The sequence below is a fragment of the Chryseobacterium sp. Bi04 genome, assembly GCF_918698085.1.
In the GTDB taxonomy this organism is placed as follows: Bacteria; Bacteroidota; Bacteroidia; order Flavobacteriales; family Weeksellaceae; genus Chryseobacterium.
This window is the reverse complement of record NZ_CAKKLP010000004.1, coordinates 247,487-273,110: the sequence shown is the minus strand read 5'-3', so window position 1 is coordinate 273,110 and position 25,624 is coordinate 247,487. Positions and strand designations below refer to the sequence as shown.

Below are 25,624 nucleotides of genomic sequence, written 5' to 3'. Positions count from 1 at the left end.
AAAGGGCTTTTTTATTTGTTTCTGTTTCTTATTTTATCTTTTTGTTATTACTTTTTTGTAGTCCTTTTTCCAAGATGAGATAAGCTGCATCCAGCATCTTTGAAAGATGGATATAAGGTCTTACCAGATTGCTTTCCGGCCCATGCCTGTACATTTGCTGTGAAAAATAGACAATACCGGATATAAAATAATCAAACTCCTGAATGCTGTATTCCTTAAAGGCTCTTTTGAAAACCAATATTGGGTTTTCATATTCTTTATCAGACAGAGAACTTTTCATCATTGGAGAGCCGATATCAGACGGTGCATTCACCTGCCATTTCTTTGTCTTTTTACTTATCATATAACCTTCATGGATGAATATGCACAATGATTTATGAAATTGTAAAATGACAGAAGGATTTTCCTTTATCCAGCCTTTTCCGTTTACTGCATATTGCATCATGGAACTGAGTAACTGTTTAGCTGTAACGAGGTCATGGGTCTGAAAGAAAGTTTCAATAAACTGTAGTTTTCTACACTTCTTTCTAGCTGATCCAACAGCTGTTTTTTTGTTTTTCAATGGTTGTTTTACTGTAAATAATAGTTTTAAAGACCATGTAGGAGAAATCATAATGCTCCTCCCTACAAGGTCAAATGTGAATATGAATGAATTTGTGTTCCCGTGAAAGCTTTTTAAAGCCGCAATAGGTTGTACATTCCTATTGTATCGTATCAGTATACCTCTATTTTGTGAAGCGGCTTAGAATAAAAGATAATTGTAGAAAAGCAGAACTGCATAAATAAAAAAACGGCATGGGACTCTACATTATCCAATTCGGGGTACTGGTATACCTTTGACACAGATAAGAGAGCCCACGCCTAGGTCGTGAGCTTCCTGCTTATCGTCTCGTGTCATAAAAATTACCAGTTTTCGAATTGAGATTCTAAGCAATAGCTTCTAATATTTCGTTGAAGTATCGCAAAGTTACATTTATTATAACTTGTTATACAAATATACATAAAAAAAACAAAAGTGGGTAACAAAACCCACTAGTTTTAATATGTTTCTCTTGAAATTGCTATCAATTAAATTTGATATGTCTACAACAATAGAAAAAACAGCGTTTTTAAAGAGTTTTGGAAAAAGAATTGAAGTATTACGAAAAGAGAAAAAATTAAGTCTTAGACAATTATCCCAAAATTGTGATATTGATTATAGTGACATAAGTAAGATCGAAAAAGGGTTGAGAAATATTCAGATATCTACAATACTAGAACTTGCAAAAGGTTTAGAAGTACATCCCCAAGAATTGTTTAATTTTAAAGTAGATGGAGAGTCTTAACAAAATTTCAGGGTTCTTAATCTTTTAAGTAGCAAAATATTCAATAACTAATAATAAAATATTATATAAATTTCAAATCATCTTTAACATTAGCTGTCAAATCAATTCGACATTTAAAAAAGATTTCAATATCTGCCATAACAAATTCATTCTATAAGTTCCTAAAGAGATATAATGATCGAGATCATAGTAAAAGGAAAACGCAGTTTATAATATATAATCTGTGTTTCGGTTATTTAATTACATTGGTTATAAATATTGTCGAATTAACTTTTTAGCTAAAAAAAGTATCTGGCTTAAATCATAATATGTTTAAGCAACTAGGATATTATTAAATATCTCTTTGTTATGCAACGTCTTATTAGATAATTAGACATAAACTATATATGTTTTTGTTAAAATAAATTTAGCAGTAACTTAGTTTTTTAAATTAATGTATGATTAATGCTGCTATTATTTTAATTAAATTTGAAATCTATTTGCGAACTAATATAATTCTTCAGTAAAAAATATATGATCACTGATATAAGTTTTAAAAATTATAAACTGTTTAAAGAACAACAGACACTAGTATTAAAGCCATTAACTATATTAATTGGTAAAAATAATACTGGTAAAAGTGCTCTTTTAAAGCTGTTACCGCTACTTGAGGGAAGCCTAAGTACTCGATTTGACCATCCTATTGATTTAAATAATAATGAAGTTTCTCTTGGAGAATTTCCAAAAGATTTAATATACGGTCAATCTAACAAAGAGTTAGAATTTGAAATAAAGCAATTAAATTGGAAGAACGAAAATGAATTTTTAAAAGTAGGACTATATGTTCAAGATGATGAATTTAAAATTTCCCAATGGAACTGCAATAACATTATCGATTTAGAACTAGACAGTGCGGATAATAACAGTTATTTAAATAAAAAAACATCTAAAGTTATAAACGCTAAATTCCAAGGTTTCAATCTAAAATCAATGGAGTATAATGATGAATTATTACAATTACCTAAGTTTAGTTTAAACAGTGATTACATTGGAGGTATTAGACAAAAAGCAGAAACGTACTATACGTTTAACAATATAATTACTGAAAAGTCTGCAGCAGATGGTTCAAATCTTTATAATTTTCTTATAGAAGATTCACAAACTACAAATAAAAAATATTTTACCTTAGTATCCAATTGGTTAAAAGAAAAATTTGAAGGTTGGGAACTTAGAATAGAATATGATGGATATAGAAAAGATTTACCTGCAAGAATTTTTTTAGAAAAAGATACACTTAAAGTAAATTTATCACAAACAGGAATGGGTATATCTCAGATTCTGCCCCTAATTATAAGAGCATATAAACCATGTAGTAAAGAAACTGTTATTGTATTAGAAGAACCAGAAGCTCACTTACACCCCTATGCACATGCACAAATTGCACAATTATTTTTTGAATCTGTAGATCTAGATAAAAATAAAAAGTACTTAATAGAGACCCATTCACAAAATTTTGTATTAAGATTGAGAAGATTGGTTGCAGAGGGAAAACTTAGGCCTGATGATTTAAATATTTATTATGTAGACTATGATGAAGATCAAAACTTTAGTGAGTTAAAACCTATTGTCATTGATGAATTTGGTAAAGTAGATTGGTGGCCTGATGTCTTTGGAGAGACCTTGCAGGAAGCATCAGCAATTAGAACTGCGCAAATAGATAAGGGAAATGTGGATTAGAATAGACTGCTCATTATTTGAGACAAACCAACATATTAATAGTTTGAGACAGTTGTTGCAAATTATGACATATAAATCAAAATTTAATTTTTTTATTGATATTGGTGCTATTAAAAATGAAAGTATTTTCGATTTGTTTTATCCAGAAATAAATGAAATCATTTCGCATAATTATAGTCTGTTCATAAGTAGTAGTCCTACATGTAATATTACAATTAGTGAAAATCAAAGTGGACTTTCTATTGAAGAAGCTATCATTTTTCTAAGTAACAAATTTTATATCATACTGGAAAATAGTACATACGATGCACATTTCCTTCAAGCATTATTAAGGGAGTTTAAAAGCAAAAGTAAGAAAATAAATAACCATAAAGAAAACGGATGGCTGGATTTTCAAATGGGTGGAGGAGCAGAAAATATTATTCCATTTTTAAATGGCAAAGATTTAAAAACATATAGATGTTTTGTTCTAGTTGATAGTGATAAAGAATTTCCTCTAGAATCTAATAAAAAAACAGTGTTAGAAAATTTTTGTATAACAAATAATATCCCTTACCATATTCTGGAAAAAAGAGAAATGGAGAATTATATGCCTTCAGATATAGTCGAAAATATCAACCTACTGAGCCAGTCAATAAAGTCATATATTTTATTAAATAGTGCTCAAAAAGATTTTTTTGATTTAGAAAATGGCTATGCGATGAGCAGACCAAATTTAGAAATTAGAAAAAAATTAGTTCATACATTCTATTCTGATGTTTCTGATCCGAACTACGATAATCTTAGAAATGGACTTAAAAGTGAATTTCAAAATTTTAAAAAAGAATTTTCAGAATTATTTATTTCTGCAACCCAAGAAGGCTTACTCCAGCGAACCGCTGAACAAAACAATCCAAATGAATTAAGAGATATTCTTCAAAAAATAACAATTCAATTATGAAATCAGCATTAAAAATAGACACAAGGGTCCGTTCCTTAAGGAGTTATTTAGATGAATTCGAAAAAGGCGTATTTCAGGTGCCTGAATTTCAAAGAGATTTTTTATGGAGCACCGATGACATAATCCAACTGTTCGACTCTATCAGAAATAAATATCCAATTGGCTCCATACAATTTTGGCAACCAGTTTATGGTAACAGTGATATTTGGTTAGAAAGCAACAATTATATTGGTCCATATAAAGTCAAGAACACTAGTACAGAGCCTAAACCTATATATATATTAGATGGATTACAACGTCTTTCATCTCTCTTTGGTTGTTTAATAAATCCTGAAAAATATAACACAGACAGATTGTTGTTAGATGAAAACATATTACTAGAAAAATTCAGAATTTATTATGATTTGGAGAAAGAAGAATTTTTTCCTTTAAGAAAAAATCAAAAATATACAGATAATCACCAAGTACCATTACACGTTCTAATTAATACAGCTGATTTTCGAAAATTTGCGAGGGACAAATTAGAAAAAATTGATGATAAAAGTAAGATTGATATTTATTTAGACAGAGCTGATGAACTAAGTAAAATTATTTCAGAATATGAAATATCTTCTGTTGATATTCTGAATGCCACTCTTGATGAAGCTGTTGAAATCTTTTGGAGAGTAAATAAAAAAGGTATTCAAATATCTAAAGATTGGATTGTAAATGCACTAACAAAAGGTTCAAACTTCAGTCTAAAGGACGAAATTGACAAACTATATGAAACATTGAAATTTTATAATTTTCAAAATATTAGTAGAGAATTAATTTTCAATTGTATTCAAAGTTCATTTGGTAAACTCTCGTTCGATGTTGATGTAGTAAATCTTATAAAGGATGACAAAAATACATTCATTCAAATATCAAAAAAAACTCTTTTATCAATAGAAAAAGCTGTAAAATTTTTGTTTGAAAATCTGTTTGTTGTTGATAATAGACTTTTACCAACAAATTGGCATTTAATTTTTATAACTGAATTTTTTAACATATGTCAAAATCCCTCAATTATACAGCTTGAGGAATTAAAAAAATGGTTTTGGTTCACAACATACTCTAATTATTTTACCGTTTACAGTCCTAGCAAAAGAGCAAAAGCATTTCAACAATTCAGAGATTTTTTATATGGTTTTAATGATGAAATACTATATATAGAAAATAAAGATAGTAGATTTCAAGTACCAAAATATAAACCGTCCAACTTTGGATCAGTTAGATTTTGTGCAAACGTTCTTTTTCAATTAAGTAAAGCAAATGAAGAAATAAAGGTTGAAAACTGTTTAGGCTTTGAATCTATTAAACTTATAGAAGAAGAAAAAGAAACTTTGGGAAATTTAGTATATAAACTTTTAATTGTAAATGATACCATTTTAAATTATAACGGCATAAAGCACACAAGTTTATCTTTTCTCTTAACTGAGAACGTTTTTGAACAATCATCTGAGGGACTTTTTATTACTAATGAAATGCGACATTTGTTTGCTCAAAATAAAAATAGAGAATTAATTAAGTCGCGAGAAAATCTAATTAAATTACAAGAACAAGATTTTATCAAGAGTCTAGGTTTAGAAATTGAAATATAATTTATTATAAATAAATTAATAAAAACTCCGATATATTTAAAAAGTATAATTTAAATATATCCACTACAAAAATGATTTAAATTTATGGTCTAAAGTCTAAGAGTAGCATCAATAAGTCAAGGCTTGCAAAAGATTAGCTTAAATCTATTTAGGGCCAAAGATGGTAAAAAAACAACTTTACTCTGCAAAGACTTACAAAATCAACACTTCACATTTAAATGGTAAAGTAAAAGGGGTACAAGAAATAAATTCTACTAAGAAGCAATCTGCATGCAATAGCCTTTATAGATATACGGAAAAGGAGACCGAAAAGGTCTCCTTTTTTATTTACAGCATCTTGTATGATTAAGAAAGCCTAATTCAGTAATCATTTTACGGTTTACCATAAAATAATCTCATATAATTATCTTATTTTAGCTTAATATGACTTTTACTAACCAATCACAAATGAATCAAGAATATCATAAATGGCTCATCTACTGGAAAAAGAATTTAGCAGACTCCCTTAATACCAATATTGAAATTGACGGTTCCCAGCATTTTGAAATTGAAGATTTCAAAATTGAAAACAACTTTATTACAGATCTTCAAAAAATTAATACGCTCATTGATTTTGAAGAAAGAAGAATCAATGAAAAAAGAGGGATTAAAAATAAAGATGATGAAGAGTGGATCACTATAGACCATATATTTGTAGTAATAGCACCCTTTAAGCTTAAGCCCGCATCAGACCATCTTGTTCATCTCAAAGATAAGAAACCTAAATTTCCCTTCTGGTACTCTGCTTATTTAGACAGAAACGGGAAACTTTATATTCCTGATGAAATGTTTCCTCTGTTCCAAAGACAATATCTGGAACCCCTTGCTGATGAACGTACTGAATTTATTTTTGCGAACATTGAAGAAGTAGATTTAGCTACTACTCTAGGGAAAGAAAACTATTCAAAATATCCTGAGTATATACAATACGTTAAGGATGTATTTAAAAAAGTTATCGGTCAGGAGCTATACAAATATCAATCAGGAGCTTATGAAACGATCTTTAATGCTATAGTACTACTTCCACAAGAAGAAATGAATGCAGCAATGGGAATCATAGAGCTGTATGAAAAAATTCTTCACCAAAAGAATCTTCCCGAACTTTTACAATCTTTCATAACCTTAAACAACAATCAGGAAAAGTTACCTATCACTGTCCCTGATTTAATAAACACCAATGATTTGCACCTCGGGCAGATGGGTTTTGATTTTCCTATTTCCATTTCACAAAGAAAAAGTTTAAACACACTTTTAGGATCTAATGAAAAGGTTTTTGCAGTCAATGGTCCACCAGGTACCGGAAAAACAACGCTATTACAAAGTATAGTTGCCAATAAGATGGTTGAAAGCGCGCTTAGGGATGAAGATGCGCCAATTATTTTAGCATGCTCTACCAACAACCAGGCAGTTACCAATATTATAGACAGTTTCTCAAGATCCAACACAAGAGAAGGAAAATTACAAGGCAGATGGATTCCAGATGTTGATGGTTATGCTACTTACCTTCCCTCTACCAGTAAAAAAGAAACTGAATTAAAAGGTATTAATTATAAAAAACTGAATGGTAGCGGCCTTTTTAACGACATAGAAAATTTAGAGTTTCTACAGGATGCTAAAGAATATTTTTTAGAAAAAAGTAACGAATACTTTAATTCTACCGCCCTCAGTATATCTTCTGTAGTACAAAAATTACAAACAGAAATTTCAGACATTGAACAGATCCTTAAAGACTCTGGTGATACGTGGAAGGATTACTTACAATCCGAACATGTATTTAAGTCTAATTACCTTCTCAATAATTCGAAAGTTTCCAATTATTATCAGGAAGATTTGCTCAATGAAGATGTACTCAAAAATGATGTTGAGGACCTGACTAAAACTGAACAAAATATTATTACATATTTTAACAATGAACCATTTTTCAGAAAAGTTTTTTGCTTTCTGGGAATACAGTCTGCTCTAAAAAACCGAGCTTCGGAAGTAAAAATAATTCTTAGAGATTCCCAAATTGCAATTCCTGAAAATTTTGTGTTCAAGAAAAATGAAATTCTTGATACAATAGATTCTAAGATAAATACCGCTAAAAAGATTATTGGTTCCATTGAAAAATGGAAACTATGGAAGAATAACAATTCAATTAAAGGTAACCCTCCACGTTCAGAAGAAAAGTATTGGGAAAGTGAGCACCTAAAAATAAAAGAAAAAATAAGTGCTAACTGTTTTTATGATGAACTTGATATTTCACTGCGCCACAAAGCATTTCAATTGGCTTTACATTACTGGGAAGGAAGGTATCTACTACAACTTGAAGCAGATCTTCGTGATCCCAAATTTAATGGGAAAGGGAAAGAACCTATGATTAACAGATGGAAAAGACATGCAATGCTTACACCATGCTTTGTCAGTACATTCTTCATGGCGCCAAAGTTTTTCAGTTTTTATAAATTTTTAAGGATGACCGGAGAAGGCAACAAAATACATGATAATCCACCTCTATTTAATTTTATTGATCTTCTCATTGTTGATGAAGCAGGCCAGGTTTCTCCTGAAGTAGGTATTGCCACATTTGCTTTAGCTAAACACGCTGTTGTTGTAGGAGATGTAAAACAGATTGAGCCCATTTGGAACGTTACCCATAAAATTGATATTGGTAACCTTAAAAAGTGTGAAATTATCGAGGACTATGATGATATTGTTTACGAAAAACAATTTGACCCTAAAGGTTTTCTTTCTTCTACCGGAAGTATTATGAAAATGGCTCAAAATGCATCGGGATTTAAAGAGCCAAATTTGCATGAAAAAGGGGTCCTGCTAACAGAACATAGAAGATGTTATGATGAAATTATTAATTATTGTAATGTTTTAGCTTATGACGGAAAACTTATTCCATTAAGAGGAAAAGCAGAAAAAGATTTGCTTTTCCCGCCAATGCATTGTATTCATGTTGAAGGCCAATCAACAAGAAACCCAAATGGCAGCAGGTTTAATATTGAAGAAGTTAAAACAATTATTAACTGGCTGACAGACAACAAAACAGAAATTGAAAAGAAATATAAGTCAATTGAACACGCTGTTGGTATTATTACACCATTTACAGGACAAAAAAACAGCTTAAAATCGGCTTTAAAAGATGCAGGATTTAAAGTTGAGGACTTTAAAATAGGAACAGTTCACGCGCTACAAGGTGCTGAAAGACCTATTGTCTTATTCTCAATGGTCTATGGTGATGAAGATAAAGGCACATTATTTTTCGATAGAGACAACAAACCGAATATGCTCAATGTTGCTGTTTCTAGGGCCAAAGATAATTTCATTGTTTTTGCCAATACCAAGATTCTTAATAAAAATGCTAAAACCCCTTCAGGAGTGTTGTCGAACTTTTTAAAGTACCATACTCAAAATTAACCTTTCCATGAAAAATTATTACTGTTTAGACCTTAAATTTAAAGATGAAAGAATATCTGATAAAGAGCACCATGCTCATCTTTTTGTCTCAGATAAAGAAATATATATCCAAATTATTGAAAATGATATCACCTCAAGAATAGATGCTTATTATTCTAATTCAGAAAATCCTTTAGGTTTATTTGAAGAGAATTTTCACATTATTGACTCTAAAGTTTCATTAATTCTTGATAAAAGTAGAATTTATAAGGTCTTATCATTTCAAACCAATGAACAATATCGATATTTTACAATATGGTTAACCAATATTTGCATTATTAAGGATAATACAGATAAAGAAAATATCAACAATGGTATTACCTTTCTAAATAAAAATGGTTTACAAGTTGTTAATGAATTTTATTCTTTTTTCACTAATCTTCGTAATAAAAATATATTTTCAATATCAAGGATGGATGGTATGTCCAATTTCTATAAAATTGACAATATGTCTTTCAGACCAGAACTAGAATATACAAGTAATGAGCATAGAGGGAGTGAAGAATTTACTGTAAAAAAGCAAGGAACAATTAACTTCAAATTTGAAAACATTGACTATGATGAAATTAAGCATCACATTGAAATTATTTGCAATCTATTTTCATTCTTTTTCAATGTTAGAGTTACAATGGAAAAACTTATTTTCCGTACAGAAAAAGATATATATATATTTCGAGATACAGAGCCAAATAACCAAACATATGTTTCAGACATGGAAACGGTATCCATTTTTCTGAAAAAAAATAATCGAATTGACAATTTTTTGAAAAAGAAGTGGTACCTTAAATATAGTCAGAATGAAAAGAAAATTTCAAAAGCTATTGATAATATCCTTCATTCAAGGGAAGTTGATTTTTCATCAGCGTTTCTGCTTCTCTTCAATATTATTGAGATTTTTAATATTAAGCAAGAACAAGAAAAGTTTGCCTTTAATACTGATAAAAAATCTATTTCAGATCAGGTATATGAAACTCTAAAAAATTATCTGGTAGCTAAAAAAGATCAGATGGAATTTGAAAAGAAAATTAGAGGTATTATTGATAAGTTAGAATTTAAACCATTTAAGAGCCCATTAGAAGAGACTTTACGAATCAATAATGTTGATCCTGAAATTTTCGGGTATCCTTTTGCAAAACTAAAGAAAACAAGGGATGCTATTACACATGGGAGCCTCAATTCTATAAAACCAGATCAGCTACAACTACAAGTTTATTGTTTAAGAAAAATTGCAATATGTATAGTATTATCCCAACTTGGATTTAAAAACGATTTAAATAAAGAATTTCCTGACTAATAAAATTTTACACCTAAATTATAATAAAACATTTAAGAACAGGAAAATTTTCTGAAAGTTTTAAAATTACTATAATCCCTAAATCTATTTAAGATACTTTAATGAATAATATCATTAAGCTTACCCGTACAGAACTCTATGATAAGGTGTGGGCTACACCTCTAACTAAATTATCTAAAGAATTTAATTTGTCTGATAACGGACTAAGAAAGATATGTAAAAAATTTGACATCCCTTTACCTCCTATGGGATACTGGCAAAAATTACAATTTGGAAAGAAAGTAGTAAAAACCCTATTGCCTCAACAAGAAAATGAAAAAGAGATAAAAATTCATGTGGATAGAACTAAAAATGATCCTAATCCTATAAATTCACTCAAACAGATTGTTACCGAAAAAATCAAAAGCAATTCCGCATTAATTTTAAAAGTATCCGAACGGTTAAGTAGGCCGGACGAAATCGTTAGTAACGCACAAGCTAACCTTGACAAGAAAAAAGTTCATGATTCTTATGAAAAGATAAAAGGAACTATTTCTACTGATAGAGGGTTACCTAATATTGTTGTTTCTCCAAAAAATGTGTCTCGTTCATTAAGAATATTGGATAATCTGATAAAGAATTTTAAAACTTTAGGATATAAGGTAAGTGTAGATTCTGAAGGATTAAAATTTGCAGCATATGAAGATAAAATTGCACTATATATTAAAGAAAAAAGCAATATTAAAGATACAACGAATGAAAGAGGATGGAAAAGCAGAGATTTAATAGCAAATGGAAAACTAGCAGTTAAGATCGTGCAATATGGGACTATTGAATTTGCAGACACAGATAAGTTACTCGTTGAAGATCAAATTGAAAAAATTTTGATAAAAGTTGAAACTGAGTTTCAAAGAATGGCTGAAAATAGAAGAGTGTGGAAAATTGAAAGTGAAAAGAGAGAGGAGCTTAGAAAGATTGAAGAAGCAAAACAAAAATTGAAGGATGAAGAGCTTACAAAATTTATTTATTTCTATAATGATGCCCATCGATGGAAGAAGTTTATGATTTTAAAGGAGTATTTTGAGCATTTGAAATCTACTAATACTACAGACAAAGAATGGCTTGATTGGGCTGAAAAAAAACTCGATTGGTACAATCCGGCTAAAAATACAGAAGACAATTTAATGGAAGATGTTGATAAAAATTCGTTAGAAATCAAGAAGAAAAATAGATGGGAATGGTAAAGAATAAATTAATATACAAATCAGAATGCTATAGTAACGCTCTATTATAAAGAATTTATTAGAATATTTTCAGTCATATAAATCCATGAAAAAAAATAAAGAATTCAAAGGACTTTGGTACTTGCCAAGCAATCCAGAAAACAAAATTGGCGGAACATTAATAATCAAGCCTGAAAAGATAGTGTTAGAATTATTTGGTTGCTATCATACAGAATCAGAAAGTATAAAAAGAATATTGGAAAATAAGGTATCAACAGTAGAAACAATATATGGTGATATTAATGATAATAAAAAAATAACCTTATTTAATTGTCGAGAGTCATTAAATATAAATTCATTGAATTCTGTCCACTTAAGTACTTATGAATGCCTATACACCTTAGAAGGTTTACATTTAAATTCTACTGAAGATAAATTCTTTGATAAAATTTCTTTATTCTCTCCCATTTTTTCTCAATGGAAACAGCCTGCCATTATTGAAAAATCATTTTATTTTGGTGAACTTAATAATAAAGTGAAAAAAGTAGAAGTTTCTACGGATCAAGATTCCTACTGGAAAAAGAATTTTGATATCACAGAAGGATATCAATTGACCCTTAGCGGTGAGAGTCAATTTAATGGAAATTTTGAAAACACAGAATTTAATTTTAGCCAAACCACGGCTCTATCAATAGTATGTAAAGAAAAGAAGAGTTTTTCAGTTTTATTAGAAAAGGTATTTCTTACTTGTAAATTTATAACGTTAGCAACACAAATTCCTGTTCTAATAACAGAACTTTTTTTATATAATCAACAAAATATTCCTCAGAATTCTGATCCTATAAAATTATATTTCATAAGTAAGAAAAAGTCTACCCAAAAAGTTGATTCTACAAATTTTTTATTTACTTATGATGACATTTCTGATATTTTCCCTGAAGTAATACTAAAATGGTTTAAAGAAAGTGATCGCCTCACCCCAATTCGAAATCATTTAATAGCTAGTATTCAACAAAAAGGATACTTTTCAAGTCTTGATTTCCTAACTATTATACAGTCTTTGGAAGGTTATCATCAGAGATTTATAGGTACTGATAAGATTCTAAAGGAGAGAATAAACGATTTAATAAATAATTTCAATGCCGTACACCTTATTCGAAATAGCAATATTAAAGTTGACAGGGTAGTAAAAACTAGAAATTATTATTCTCATTTTTACGATCGTAAAGGAAATGAGTTATTAGGGCAAGAACTATTGGAGGAAACTAATAAACTACGAGTTTTACTAACTTGCTGCGTACTTTCACTAATAGGTATCGATAATAGTAAAATAAATGAAATTTTAAATAAAAAGAATTCCATTAAAAGATTATTTTAATTGTAATAGCTAAGATTGAATTAGTTGAATGAGTCAATACTTAATCTGACAGTTATAATCAAATTGAATAACTTTAGAATAGATTAAGCATTATGACTACGCAATCTATTTGCGCATTTACCTTTGATGGTTCGCCATTATATATCTTTTATAAGACATATTAATTCTTTATTTTACTCTCTCGAGTATTATATCGGATTCGCCAGCCAATAATAGCTTATAAAGCTCGATAACTTCATTCCAATCTTTAGGCTGATATTTAGTTTGTTCCCCTGCAAAAATTACCATAAGTGATAAATCTTTATTTACTTCAATTACATTTTCATCATCTGTAATAACCGAAACCCAAAATGCTCCATGTTCTTCATCCATCAATTGGAGATCTGATATAGCTTGTATAATATCCTGTCCATCTATATTGTCTTTTTGATAGCCGTCTGCATATTGAATATAATTTTCTGTCATATTATCATTTTTTTAGATTTTTGATTTATGTTAGCTGTCTCTATGGATAAACAAAACCTGGGTATTTTCTATCAAAATCTAATAACTTTTCATCGTCATATTTATCAAAAACGTATCCCGTGAACAAATCTATTTCACCCAAACCAAAATACAGCTTTTCAGTTTCGTAATATCTAACCTGGTTCTCCTCAAAATAGAGCAATGTGGTTTCTAAAGCATCCCCAGGACGATTTATTAGTTTTTCTTTGTTGATCCAAAACAATTTGTAGTCAGCATAACTTGCCTGAACTGTTATTTGTGCAGTTTCAAAGTCCAAATTGCTTAAAATGTCCTCAAATTCTTTCAAAAATGCTTTAAGCTCAATTTCATTATCAACAAAATACTTTGCTGTTCGCCCAAAAGAAATCAATATGTTTTCGTAAAAATAAGGGTATTCACTTTCTCCTAATGAGAAAATATTCGGGTGAAAATAATAGTATTTCTTTTTAATCATTTCTCGTATTATGAAATCCTTTGAAAGGTCATAATCTCTATCTATTAAAATAGCTCCATGAAAATAATTATATTCCATAATCTTATAGGAACGCCACAGGTCCTGATCTCTAATATAGTGAATTAAAAGAAATATCTAACAATTAATGCTTTTTTTATTAAATATCTGAGAAAAAATCCCGAATGATTAGGCTTGGGATTCAGGCAGACTTTTTCTCCAAAATCAATAGAATTCTATCTTATCTAATAACACCCTTTACATTTACTTTTATCAACATATACTTTATTACCGGATGAGTTGGTGTAATAACAGCCTCCTTTATCTCCCACATGTAAAGTATGACCATTATAAGAACATCCTGAATTGCCATCACAAGAAACCAAAAATAATGACACAAGCTAATAGTAGAATTATTTTTTTCATTTTACGATATATTATTTATTGCAAAAATATATAGCTTTGTCATTGATAAAATACGGCTATCCGTAATGCTTCTATATGGAGTCATTCTACATCACCCTCTTAGAAATCTGTTATTAGATTTTTCCAGATTAAGTCCTGAAGAAGAATGTTGCGCCAGGCATCACGCTACACATTTTGAAAGAGAGGTAGATTACGGCTTAACAATGCTGTAATTTCAAGATTTACAAGACTACGGAAAACCGTAATTAGTTCCTTTAAAGTTCATTTAGATTTGTAGATATAAAATTAACTACAATGAAAAAATCATTACTTTATCTTGTATTACTTCTCTCCGTTATTTCATGTACCAACTATTACACTGTTCGGCTACAGGAAGATACACCTCTTTATTCCAGCAGTGACAGCAGTAGATTAGTTACCATTATTCCTAAAGATACAGAAGTTTATTTATCATCAAAAGTGAATAAGAAAAATTATAGAAAGCTTAAATGGGGAAATTATTACGGGTGGGCTAATAAGCACAGCTACACCACTTACAGCAGCTATTCTAAAACATCATCGTATTCTTCTCCATCAGTAAGATCATCCTCTGGTTACAGTTCTCAATCAAATTCAGGCGGTTCAATACATGTTAAAGGTTATACGCGAAAAGACGGAACTTATGTTAGCCCACATACAAGGAGTGCTCCCAGAAGGAGATAAAGTTGCCATCAAAATTGCTTTTTCAACCCTTTAGAAAGCAATGATTACGGATTTCCGTAATAAAAGTAATGACCAAAAATTTACTTTTGATCTGGTATTAATCTGTTTTGATATCAAAATAATTATTAATTAATCTTTATTGTACTATGAATACAATCGAAGCAATCAAGCCAGGACCCAAGCCTAAAAAACCAGATGGAGAACCCGACAGAAGAAGAAGGGTAAACCCACCCAATCAACCAAAGCATCCAAAGCTAAAACCTCACGAACATGAAAGAGGAGATTAGACTTGGATAAAATGTAGAAGCAGCTCATTGGCTGCTTCTTTACTATATTATTTTTTTGAAATTAATTCTTATTTCCAAATTCAAATGATGTACTGAAATCATTTTTTAGAATGATAAAAGCATCAAACTTTTTACCGTTTTTACTTTTCATGTTTTTGATTAATGATGTTTTGTTTTGAGTTAACAGTAAAGTAAGATCTTTAATGCTGAGTTGTATTCCGCAAATAGTTCTGAAGAGAATCCAGTTACATTGTTCATCAGGACATTTTACGATTTTGTCTTTAATGACGAGGTTATACTGCTGGCATTTTGGGCATTTGAGCTCTAGGGTATTTTCTTGGGAAATATGAAGAGATAAAAGTTCATTGATGATTTCAGCTGTGTAGTCTTGGATGTCATTGATGAATTGATTTCTATTGAGCTCACCTTTTTCAATTTTATCCAATGCTATTTCCCATTCTGCGGTCATTTGGACATTGGCTATTTTTTTGTCTTTGACAAGGTTGTAGACCTGTAAGCCTTTATCGGTGGGATGCAGCGTTTTGCTTTTTCTGGTGATGTAGTTTCTGCTGAGCAGCGTTTCAATAATGGAGGCTCTGGTGGCTGGGGTTCCGATGCCAATATTGGATATCGCTTTCTGTTCTTCTTTATTTTCAATATATCTGCCAGCGTTTTCCATCGCTGATAAAAGATCAGCTTCTGTATAAAGCTTGGGAGGTTGTGTAGTTTTTTCCAGTAAGTTGGTTTTTGAAATCTTCAACTCATCGCCGATTTTGAGTTCTGGAAGTTCTGTAAGAGCTTCAGCATTATCCGGAATTTCATTATCAGATAAAATTCCTTTGATGGCACGCCAGCCTTTCTCCAGGATTGTAGAACCTTTGATCTGGAATTCATAATGATGTACTTTTATCATGATGTGGCTGACTTGTTTTGTACAGGCATGGGATAATGACTCCAATAAACGGTAAGCAATCATATCATAGATAGCTTTTTCATTTGCAGTAAGTGCGGATGGAACTTTCGTAGTGATGAGTAAACCGTGATGGTCCGTTACTTTTACATCATTAACGATTCTCTTGTTGAAGTTTCCGAATTTTAAAGTAGATATGGCTGATTTAAATTGATCGTTTGTATTGAGGATTCTGACCAGTTCAGGAATCTCTGTCCATAAATCTTCAGGAATATATTTGCTGCCGGTTCTGGGATAGGTAATGAATTTCTTTTCATACAGGCTTTGGGCAATTTTTAAAACCTCATCTGCAGAAAGGCCCAATTTTCGGTTGCCTTCTTTCTGTAATTCTGTGAGATCGAAAAGTAACGGAGATTGTTCCTTCACTGTTGTAATAGATACATCCTCGACAACAGCTCTCCCCTCCCGATCTATGGATTTTTGGATTTGTTCTGCCTGCTTTTTTTCTTCCCATTGTAATAGTGAAAGGCTGGTGAAATCTGTATATTCTTTTCTATGGCTCAGCTGAATTTGAAAGTACTTTTGCTTGGTGAAGTTTTGATACTGAAGAAATCGTTGACAGATTAAAGCAAGGGTTGGTGTCTGCACTCTGCCTAAAGAATATACATCTTGGTTTCCTGCTATAGTTAATGCCTGGGTCGCATTGATTCCTACCAGCCAGTCTGCTTCACTTCTGGCTTTAGCAGCTTCATACAAACCGTCAAAGGCTGAGCCTGATTGCAGGTTTTTAAAACCTTCCTGTATAGCTTTTTCAGTAAGGGAACTAATCCAGAGTCTTTCAAAAGGTTTATTGCATTGTATGTAGTGATAGATATAGCGGAAGATCAGCTCTCCTTCCCTTCCTGCATCTGTTGCTACTATGATACTGCTGCATTGATTGATAACTTGCTTTATTGTGTTGAGTTGTTTTAAAGCTGAAGGATCAGTCTCATAGCCGTTTGCTTTCTTTAGTTTTTTGGGAGTCAGAATAAAAGGATTGGGAAAGATAGGCAAAGAGGCTTTGTTAAAGCCTCTTATACCATAATCCTCCGGCATTCCTAATGCGATCAGATGTCCCAATGCCCAGGTGACACAATATCCGTTACCGGATAGATAACCATCTTTCTTTTGATGGGCTCCTAACAATTGTGCGATTTCTCTTGCGACACTCGGTTTTTCTGCGATGATTGCTTTCATATGATGGATTTAGATGTTTATTATAGTTTTTGTCTTCTTGGTTTTCTAACCTTTTTTTGCTGATCCTCCTGTTGTTTATTGGCAGGTTGTTGCTGTTTTGATTCTAAAGGTTCTTTGATATTTTTAGTCGCTTCATTGGTTTTACCCTGAGAATTAACAGCAGTTTGGGTTTTATTATCTTCTATAGGTTTTGCCTGCTCTTTAAGTTTATTAGGATGAGTGAATGAAAAGTCGGTTTTGGAAGTTTCTTTGTTGAAGGTAATGTAGCCTTGATAGGCTTTACCTTTAGCATCGGTAAGGCCATCAACGTACACGGTTTGCCCGGCTTTGAACTTTTCATATTGTGAATCGTCCAGCACTTTTCCTCTGAATACTCTGGGTGATTCTTGATCCGTATTTTGAGTTTGTTGTTGATTGTGTTGTTGGCTTTGTTGCGGCGCTTGATTATTGTTGAACAAAAATTCTACATACCGTTTATCTGCATTGAATTGTACGGTGGCATCGAAAGATTCTCCTTTTTTAGAAGTCATTCCTTCAAGATATAATGGTCCACCTTCGAGTAAGGTTTGCTTCTGATGTTCATCGAGTTGTATACCTTTGATTTCATTAGGAATTTTCATGTACTCCGCTCTATAAGCAACCAATTCGTTGGTGAGGCGGTCACGGCTGATGACTGATGGAATGATTTCATCGGTTTTAGGATTAACCAAATTTACTACCCTGCCCATATTTCCGGTTTCCTTTAGGTTCTTTTTGTCTTCATCACTGAACTGATGACCCAAGAATTTATTATTGAGGTTAGGTTCTTTTCGGATACCGTGCAGATGAACAGCAACTTGTCCGGTATCTCCTGTTTGAAGGGATAGTCGAACATCCATCTTGCTAACCGCCGTTCCCAGATTAATGGTAATGGGAATTAACGTATTTGTTTTAAAGCCTCGGAGTAATGAATCCATGGCATTCATCTTTTCAAGCTTTTCCTTATTAAGTCCGAATTTTTCCATCGTTTTCCAGTCGATTTGCTCAGGCTGAAAACGATATTCCTGATTTTCTGTGTTGTTGTCCATTGTATTTTGATTTTTTGGATTGTTGTTATGTTTAGGTAAAACTTCGTAGTCCTTCAGCTTTTCTTTTTCTTCAGGGGATGCCTGATCAACATAGTTCTGAAGATCCTTGGCGGTATTGACAGCATCATATTCTGAAACTTTGAAAAAGTTGAAATGCGTGGGATTTTTAAGCTGCCGATAAAAGTTGGAAAAGAAGTTGGAGAATAGATCGCCGTGTTTATCAACTCTGATCAGCGGGTCACTATCCTCCTTTTCTTGTGGAGGAACTTTTTGAAGGTTTCCTTCTTTATCTACACCTTTGACCATCTCAACCTGATTGGTATGAATGTTCAGGACAAGGAGTGTGTCTGCTGATGGTTTGAGTTCATCGGATTCCTGAGCGTTTATTATTTCTTGTTCCATTTTGTTTTATTTAATGGAACGAAGGTATAGGCTTAATTAAGTGACTGATAAAGATTGGAATGGTGATGAATGATTTGGCTGTGGATGTCTTGTTACTATCAAGAGTTTAAACATTCTCTGATCAATTGATGGACATCCGAAAGCTTATAGTACAGCTTTCCGCTGATGGTATAGTAAGGCAGCTTTTTATCAGTCCGGTACCGCTGTAATGATCGGGAGCTTATTTTTAAAAGCTGTAAAACATCCTGGTTATCCAGAAGCTGTTCTCCGTCTACTTCTATAAATCTGGACTGGTTCTTAAGCATCTGCTCTTTCAGTAGGTCAAATCTCTCTATGATTCTCTCCATCCAGGCTATAAATTCTGTTCTCTCAATATTCATAATAGTGATTTTTATGATTGCTGGTGATGTAAAATTGATCAACAGAAATCATATAAAATCACTACTTTTTCGTAGTAACGAAAAGATTTATTTTATTAGCAGTAAATCTTTTATCAAAAAAATCGATATTTATAGTAAAATAATAAAGACTATGGGCTTAACTGAACAGCTTTTTGGAAATGGTGCTGAAAGATTTTCAGACTGTGTTGAAATTAAAATAGCAGAACTTAATGAAAAATATAAAGATTTTCTTTCTAAAGAAAAAATAGATCTTTCAACAGCGTATATGATTTCGTTCGGACAGTCTGGAAGCGGTAGAGTCGGATTTGGCAGGACACAAGATATCTCCCCTGAGATTGATTCGGAAATTGACAAGATTTTACACGAATGTGCCGAAAAGCATTTGCAAAAATTATAACATACTCTTGAACAGGTTTATTCTTAAGACTTTATTAATCGAAAAGTCAGATTAATTCGTTCTTTCATTCGTATCGTTGATTTGGCAATGCGATGTTCCCAATTTTCTTGTAAGTCGCCCTTCATAATAAGGAGTGAGCCATTAGGAAGTGGCAAACTGTATTTGCTTTGATGATGATCTTTCTTTCTGAAATCAAAGTTTCTGGTTTGTCCAAGGCTGATGGATGCAATGACAGGTCGTTTTCCATATCGGCTTTCCTTATCCCGATGCCATGCTACCGAATCATTGTTATCCCGGTAAAAGTTGAGCAGGACACCATTGAATTGATAACCGAACTCTTTTTCTATTCTTTTTTTTAAAGCATAAAGTTCAGGAGTCCACTCATTTCTTTTAGCGGTATTATTATCGGCTGAATCATAAGATTGTGCATCACCATACCAGGCTGTTAATCGTGGAGTGAGAACCATCTTATCATACATCTTCTGAGTACGCTGTTCCCATGAGGCAGTTTGAAGCAATTGATCTTTCAAAAGATCTGCTTCTTCCTTACTCAGGAAATTCTCTCTGTATTCCAAAAGATCTTTTGGAAACTCATACAACTCTTCTGCATCAAATAAACTAAGCTGACTCATTGTAATTTTTCTTTAAATCATTTAACTTTGTCTTATTCCGTTTCTACGGAATAATTTTTTTTCATCATTTGTGTTTTTACTTCCCCTCGGGGAAGTTTTTTGATTATGCCATGTACTCAAAATAAATTCAATTCTTATCTCCCATTTTTTCTTTGATCTGTTTGATATCAGTTTTAATTTCTGTGATAAAGTTTTGAATATGATGTTCTGAAAATTCATCAGGCCCATATTCTTTGGTATTAATACTACAGGCAAATTCCCAGATTTCTTTAATTTCAGGCAATGGAATTTTATAAGGCTCATAAAATTGATTGTCAGCCTTCACCCATATACCATCTGCTTCATGAAACTGAAACCTTTTGTAACTGATTCCATCATTGGTGGTAATGAAAACATACGTTCTGTCTGTTTTCAAGTCCGAAAGATTTTCTACATATTTTCCCACGATATAGGTTCCGTTCTTATAGGGGGGCATTGAATCTCCATCAGCTGGAAATGCCCTAAACTTACCACCTTTTAAAAAAGGTAATGATATGATCTCCAGACTTTCTATGTATTCCGGATCTCCATAGCCATTCAAGTAGCCCATAGAAGCTTTTTGGGGGATAATCTCAATCTGATTGTTTCCATCTTGATCAACCTTTATAGGCAGAACGATCCTATTCTCAGGAAGTTCCATGAGTTCATCAATAGAAAATTTTCTGACATCTACAGTCAATAGTAGGTCAATGCTGATGTTATAGAATTTTGAAATTCTAAGCAATATTTCAATAGGAGGTTCTGTTCTGCCATATTCATAGGCAACATATCTGGATCGGGTAAGAAATAATAGATCTGCCAGTTCTTGCTGGGTCATATTTTTCTTTCCTCTCAAAAACACGATGTTATCAGAGAATTTCGACATTGTTACAATTTTAGACAGCAAAAATACAAAATTTGTTTCAAAACGTGACTAATTTTGTCACATGGAAAGAGCAATTGTACATATGGATCTGGATACGTTCTTTGTTTCCTGTGAAAGGCTGAAAAACTCCGAACTGGAGAAAAAGCCTGTGATCATAGGAGGTGGAGACCGTGGTGTAGTGGCGTCCTGCTCTTATGAGACCCGTTTTTTCGGAGTCAGAAGTGCGATGCCGATTAAAATGGCTTTACGGTTATGCCCTGAAGCAAAAGTAATTAAGGGAGATATGGAAATGTATTCCAATATGTCCCATATGGTAACAGAAATTATTCAGGAAAAAGTTCCTGTTCTTGAAAAGGCAAGTATCGATGAATTTTATCTTGATCTTTCCGGAATGGATCAGTTTTTTGGATGTTACAGGTGGACTCATGAAATAGCAGATAGCGTACAGAAAAATACAGGTTTACCTATAAGTTTTGCTTTATCCACCAATAAAACCGTATCCAAAATCGGAACCGGGGAATCAAAACCAACCGGAAGATTGGAAGTCAAACACCCTGATATCCAGCCGTTTTTAAACCCGCTTTCGGTAAAGAAGATTCCTATGGTTGGCGATGTTACTTTTCAGCTGCTGTCAAGACTGGGAATCAGAACCATACAGACTCTTTCTGAAATGCCTGTTGATGTACTGTGGCAGCTGATCGGTAAAAACGGAAATGAGCTCTGGAAAAAAGCACACGGAATTGATGAGACTCCTGTGGTTGCCTATTCGGAAAGAAAATCCATCTCTACAGAAGATACTTTTGCTCAGGACACTATAGATATTCGGGGGATCAAAAGTATTCTTTCCGGAATGGTTGAAAAGCTCTGCTATCAGCTTCGGGCAGAGAAATGGCTCGTATCGGTAGTGGTGGTAAAACTAAGGTATTCCAATTTTGATACGGAAACCAAACAATGCAGGATTCCTTACACCTCAGCTGACCATACCCTCCTCAGGTATGTTTTAGAACTCTTTAAAAAGGTATATACCAGACGTATGAGAATCAGGTTAGTTGGAGTAAAGTTTACCGGACTGGTTCACGGATGCCATCAAATGGATCTCTTTGAAGATACGGAAGAGTTGATATCACTGTATCAGACAATGGATAAAATCAAGAACAGGTTTGGAACTTCAAGCGTAGGAAGAGCTTCAGGTTTATTAAAATAATTACAAGATGTTTCTGAATTGTCATTCTTATCACAGCCTTCGGTATGGAACCATTTCTATTAAAGAACTGGTTAAGCAGGCCGTACGGTTTAATATTAAAACCCTGGCTCTTACCGATATCAATACCATTACCGGGATCTATGATTTCTACAAGCTTTGTCAGGATCATAATATCAAACCGATCGTCGGAGTGGAAATAAGGCTTCAGGATGAACTGTATTATATCTGCCTGGCCCGAAATCAAAAAAGCATTGCAGAAGTCAACAGGCTTTTAACCGCATATAACTGTGAAGGCATTGAAATCCCTAAAGCAAATCCTGATTTTACAGATACTTTTGTTATTTACCCACTGGAGAATATTCCCGAAAAATTAGCAGATCATGAATTTATAGGCATCAGACAGAACCAGTTAAACCTTTTGATTAAACCGGAATTAAAACAGTTCATTCATAAAATGGTTATTCTTCATCCGGTTACCTTTACCACCCCTGAAGAATATGAACTTCACAAAATACTAAGGGCTATTGATCACAATACATTGATCAGTAAGCTTACAGAAGCTGATTACTGTAAAGACAACGAAATGTTTACTGATAAAAAAGAGCTTCTGGCTCAATTTTACCATCAGTCACAAATTATTGAAAACACGAAGTATATCGTCAATAGCTGCCATTTTGATTTTGATTTTTCAACGCCTAAAAACAAAAAGCATTTCACTGACAGCAAAGAAAATGATTCTAAGCTTTTAAAAAAGTTAGCCTATCAGGGACTTTCTAAAAGATACTCCGAAGATAATCTGCAGGCGAAAGCAAGAATGGATAAAGAATTGGGGGTTATTGACCAGCTTAATTTCTGTGCTTACTTTCTCATCACCTGGGATATTATCCAATACAGCAACCGCATGGGTTTTATGCATATAGGAAGAGGCAGCGGTGCCAATTCTATTGTCAGCTACTGCATCGGAATAACTGATATATGCCCACTGGAACTGGATCTCTATTTTGAGAGGTTTTTAAACCTCAACCGTAAAACGCCTCCTGATTTTGACATCGACTGGAGCTGGCAGACCAGGGATATCATCCTTGAATATATTTTTGATAAATATGGTAAAGACCATGTTGCCTTCTGTGGAACCAATGTCGAATTTAAGTACCGTTCTATTTTCCGGGAGATAGGAAAAGTTTTCGGACTTCCCAAAGATGAGCTGGATACACTAGCAACAAAACCGATTCAGGAACATGATAATAATTCGGTATCCAGACAGGTTCATTACTACGGAAAACTTTTAGAAAAGTTTCCTAACCAGAGAAGTATGCACTCGTGTGGAATTCTGATCTCAGAAGAACCTATCACCAATTATTCAGCATTGGAAATGCCTCCCAAAGGTTTTCCGATTGTACAGTTCGATATGTACACTGCTGAAGAGATTGGTCTTGAAAAATTTGATATCCTCTCACAAAGAGGATTAGGAACTATAGATGACACTGTAAAGCTGATTAAGGAAAAAAGAGGAATCGATATTGATATCCGGGACACTTCCCTCTCAAAAGACGAAGCCCGATGCAATGAATTTTTGAGTTCCGGAAAAACCATCGGCTGTTTTTATATTGAATCTCCTGCCATGAGAGGATTACTCCGAAGACTGAAATGCGACAACTATAAAGTGCTGGTAGCTGCCTCTTCCATTATCCGGCCCGGAGTTGCCCAAAGCGGAATGATGCGGGAATATATTTTCAGACATAACCATCCCACAAAATTTGAATACTTTCATGAGGTTTTTGAAAAGGAATTAGGAGAAACCTATGGTATTATGGTGTATCAGGAGGATGTTATTAAAATTGCATTTCATTTCGGTGGGTTATCTGCCCCTGACGGTGATGTGCTGAGAAGAGCCATGAGTGGTAAAGGCCGGTCTTTATCCGCTTTACAGAGAGTAAAAGATAACTTCTTTGAATCCTGTAAAAAACTGGGACATCCTGAACAATTATCCATGGAGGTATACCGGCAGATCGAATCTTTTGCAGGCTATTCATTCTGTAAAGCACATTCTGCTTCCTATGCTGTGGAAAGTTATCAGAGTTTATATCTCAAGGTTTACTATCCTATTGAATTTATGGTTTCCGCGATCAATAATGGCGGAGGATTCTATAGAACTGAAGTCTATATTCATGAAGCCAGAATGTCGGGAGCCACTATTCATAATCCCTGTGTTAATTTAAGCCAGTATCAGACAACGGTGTATGGTTCGGATGTTTATTTAGGATTGATGCATATTGAAAGATTGGAAACGAGATTAGCACGGTTGATCCCTGAAGAAAAAGCTCAAAATGGAGATTATACTTCCCTGGAAAATTTTATTAGGAGAATTCCTATTGGTATCGAAACATTGCAAATTTTAATCTTTATCGGCGCATTCCGCTTTACCGGAAAACAGAAACATGAACTGCTGATTGAATCAAGATTTCTTCTGGGAAATAATAAAATTGCATTTAGACATCCAACATTACTTGATGAGCCACAGAAAGATTATCAGCTTCCCTCCATAGTTAGAAATCCATTTGAAGATGCTTTTGATGAAATAGAGATATTAGGTTTTCCCGTTTCTTTCAGTCCTTTTGATTTGCTACAAACCCGCTACAGAGGTAGTGTAATGGCCAAAGATCTTATAGGGTTTCACAAAAAACAAATTAAAATGCTCGCTTATCTCATTTCAAGAAAGCATGTTCCCACCAAAAAAGGAACGATGTATTTCGGAACCTGGATCGATGCTGAAGGAGAATATTTTGACACGGCTCATTTTCCGAACTGCCTCGAAGAATATCCTTTTCAGGGTGGTGGCTGTTATCTTCTATTGGGAACAGTAGAAGTAGAAGTCGATTTCCATTTTCCTACTGTTACCATTCATAAAATGTCCAAAATGCCTTTCATTCCGGATCCAAGATATTCAATGGATAAAGAAAAATCATTGGAAGCTCAGGGTAACCTGCATGAAGATATCAGTATGACATGGCGAAAACCTTATCCTCAGGAACATGAAATAGGATTGCCACGCAATAAGATGACTGAATAGTACAGAATAATAATCACTTAAGTTAAAATACACTATTGGCAAAAAACTTATTTACTTATATTTAATAATTA

The 25,624-nt window shown here is 32.9% G+C and carries 21 protein-coding genes; 13 read left to right on the top strand and 8 right to left on the bottom strand.

Annotated features, from left to right (window positions below):
• Positions 1-28: 28 nt before the first annotated feature.
• Positions 29-613, bottom strand: a complete 585-nt coding sequence (locus LQV47_RS09140) for a hypothetical protein (RefSeq protein ID WP_230036107.1) — start codon at positions 611-613, stop codon at positions 29-31.
• Positions 614-1,079: 466 nt separating this feature from the next.
• Here LQV47_RS09140 and LQV47_RS09135 point away from each other — a divergent pair, with 466 nt between their 5' ends.
• The 8 genes from LQV47_RS09135 to LQV47_RS09100 all read left to right on the top strand — a co-directional run bounded on the left by LQV47_RS09135 (position 1,080) and on the right by LQV47_RS09100 (position 12,960).
• Entirely contained in the window at positions 1,080-1,325 is a 246-nt protein-coding gene (locus tag LQV47_RS09135; RefSeq protein WP_230036104.1) for a helix-turn-helix transcriptional regulator, read from the top strand.
• Positions 1,326-1,838: 513 nt separating this feature from the next.
• On the top strand, positions 1,839-3,041 hold the full coding sequence (locus LQV47_RS09130) for a DUF3696 domain-containing protein (protein WP_230036102.1): 1,203 nt from the start codon (positions 1,839-1,841) through the stop codon (positions 3,039-3,041).
• A 64-nt stretch (positions 3,042-3,105) separates the two neighbouring features.
• Positions 3,106-3,981, top strand: a complete 876-nt coding sequence (locus LQV47_RS09125) for a hypothetical protein (RefSeq protein ID WP_230036101.1) — start codon at positions 3,106-3,108, stop codon at positions 3,979-3,981.
• On the top strand, positions 3,978-5,603 hold the full coding sequence (locus LQV47_RS09120) for a DUF262 domain-containing protein (protein WP_230036099.1): 1,626 nt from the start codon (positions 3,978-3,980) through the stop codon (positions 5,601-5,603). The genes LQV47_RS09125 and LQV47_RS09120 overlap by 4 nt, the downstream gene beginning before the upstream one ends.
• Positions 5,604-6,050: 447 nt before the next feature.
• A complete protein-coding gene (locus LQV47_RS09115; RefSeq protein WP_230036097.1) occupies positions 6,051-9,047 on the top strand; it encodes a DEAD/DEAH box helicase in 2,997 nt (998 codons plus the stop codon).
• Between the two features lie 7 nt (positions 9,048-9,054).
• A complete protein-coding gene (locus LQV47_RS09110) occupies positions 9,055-10,380 on the top strand; it encodes a HEPN domain-containing protein (protein WP_230036095.1) in 1,326 nt (441 codons plus the stop codon).
• Positions 10,381-10,481: 101 nt separating this feature from the next.
• The gene (locus LQV47_RS09105) at positions 10,482-11,603 is read left to right on the top strand and encodes a hypothetical protein (protein ID WP_230036093.1); all 1,122 of its coding nucleotides are present in this window, start codon (positions 10,482-10,484) and stop codon (positions 11,601-11,603) included.
• An 85-nt stretch (positions 11,604-11,688) separates the two neighbouring features.
• A complete protein-coding gene (locus LQV47_RS09100; RefSeq protein ID WP_230036091.1) occupies positions 11,689-12,960 on the top strand; it encodes a HEPN domain-containing protein in 1,272 nt (423 codons plus the stop codon).
• Positions 12,961-13,128: 168 nt separating this feature from the next.
• Here the strand turns inward: LQV47_RS09100 and LQV47_RS09095 are convergent, their stop codons facing one another.
• Both LQV47_RS09095 and LQV47_RS09090 read right to left on the bottom strand, forming a co-directional pair.
• On the bottom strand, positions 13,129-13,425 hold the full coding sequence (locus tag LQV47_RS09095) for a hypothetical protein (RefSeq protein WP_230036089.1): 297 nt from the start codon (positions 13,423-13,425) through the stop codon (positions 13,129-13,131).
• A 40-nt stretch (positions 13,426-13,465) separates the two neighbouring features.
• Positions 13,466-13,996 (bottom strand): hypothetical protein, encoded by a 531-nt coding sequence (locus LQV47_RS09090; RefSeq protein ID WP_230036087.1) that lies wholly within the window; start codon positions 13,994-13,996, stop codon positions 13,466-13,468.
• A gap of 639 nt (positions 13,997-14,635) precedes the next feature.
• Here LQV47_RS09090 and LQV47_RS09085 point away from each other — a divergent pair.
• Together LQV47_RS09085 and LQV47_RS09080 are read left to right on the top strand one after the other, a co-directional pair.
• Entirely contained in the window at positions 14,636-15,043 is a 408-nt protein-coding gene (locus tag LQV47_RS09085; protein ID WP_230036085.1) for a hypothetical protein, read from the top strand.
• A 146-nt stretch (positions 15,044-15,189) separates the two neighbouring features.
• Positions 15,190-15,330, top strand: coding sequence for a hypothetical protein (locus tag LQV47_RS09080; RefSeq protein WP_167497828.1), 141 nt, complete (start codon positions 15,190-15,192; stop codon positions 15,328-15,330).
• Positions 15,331-15,391: 61 nt separating this feature from the next.
• Here LQV47_RS09080 and LQV47_RS09075 read toward each other — a convergent pair whose 3' ends face one another.
• The 3 genes from LQV47_RS09075 to LQV47_RS09065 form a co-directional block, all read right to left on the bottom strand.
• A complete protein-coding gene (locus LQV47_RS09075) occupies positions 15,392-17,476 on the bottom strand; it encodes a type IA DNA topoisomerase (RefSeq protein ID WP_230036083.1) in 2,085 nt (694 codons plus the stop codon).
• Positions 17,477-17,496: 20 nt separating this feature from the next.
• Entirely contained in the window at positions 17,497-18,945 is a 1,449-nt protein-coding gene (locus LQV47_RS09070; RefSeq protein WP_230036081.1) for a DUF3945 domain-containing protein, read from the bottom strand.
• Between the two features lie 98 nt (positions 18,946-19,043).
• Entirely contained in the window at positions 19,044-19,325 is a 282-nt protein-coding gene (locus LQV47_RS09065) for a helix-turn-helix domain-containing protein (RefSeq protein ID WP_230036079.1), read from the bottom strand.
• Positions 19,326-19,338: 13 nt separating this feature from the next.
• Here LQV47_RS09065 and LQV47_RS09060 point away from each other — a divergent pair, with 13 nt between their 5' ends.
• Positions 19,339-19,743: a hypothetical protein gene (locus tag LQV47_RS09060; protein ID WP_230036077.1), complete on the top strand. Its 405-nt coding sequence runs from the start codon at positions 19,339-19,341 to the stop codon at positions 19,741-19,743.
• A gap of 23 nt (positions 19,744-19,766) precedes the next feature.
• Here LQV47_RS09060 and LQV47_RS09055 read toward each other — a convergent pair whose 3' ends face one another.
• Both LQV47_RS09055 and LQV47_RS09050 read right to left on the bottom strand, forming a co-directional pair.
• Entirely contained in the window at positions 19,767-20,375 is a 609-nt protein-coding gene (locus tag LQV47_RS09055; RefSeq protein WP_230036075.1) for an alpha-ketoglutarate-dependent dioxygenase AlkB, read from the bottom strand.
• A 127-nt stretch (positions 20,376-20,502) separates the two neighbouring features.
• Positions 20,503-21,279, bottom strand: a complete 777-nt coding sequence (locus tag LQV47_RS09050) for a LexA family transcriptional regulator (protein ID WP_230036073.1) — start codon at positions 21,277-21,279, stop codon at positions 20,503-20,505.
• A gap of 61 nt (positions 21,280-21,340) precedes the next feature.
• Here LQV47_RS09050 and dinB point away from each other — a divergent pair, with 61 nt between their 5' ends.
• Together dinB and dnaE are read left to right on the top strand one after the other, a co-directional pair.
• Complete coding sequence (gene dinB, locus LQV47_RS09045) at positions 21,341-22,483, top strand: DNA polymerase IV (protein WP_230036072.1); 1,143 nt, start codon at positions 21,341-21,343, stop codon at positions 22,481-22,483.
• Between the two features lie 7 nt (positions 22,484-22,490).
• Positions 22,491-25,553 carry a DNA polymerase III subunit alpha gene (gene dnaE, locus LQV47_RS09040; RefSeq protein WP_230036070.1) on the top strand — a complete coding sequence of 1,021 codons (3,063 nt, stop codon included), beginning with the start codon at positions 22,491-22,493 and terminating at the stop codon, positions 25,551-25,553.
• Positions 25,554-25,624: the final 71 nt, after the last annotated feature.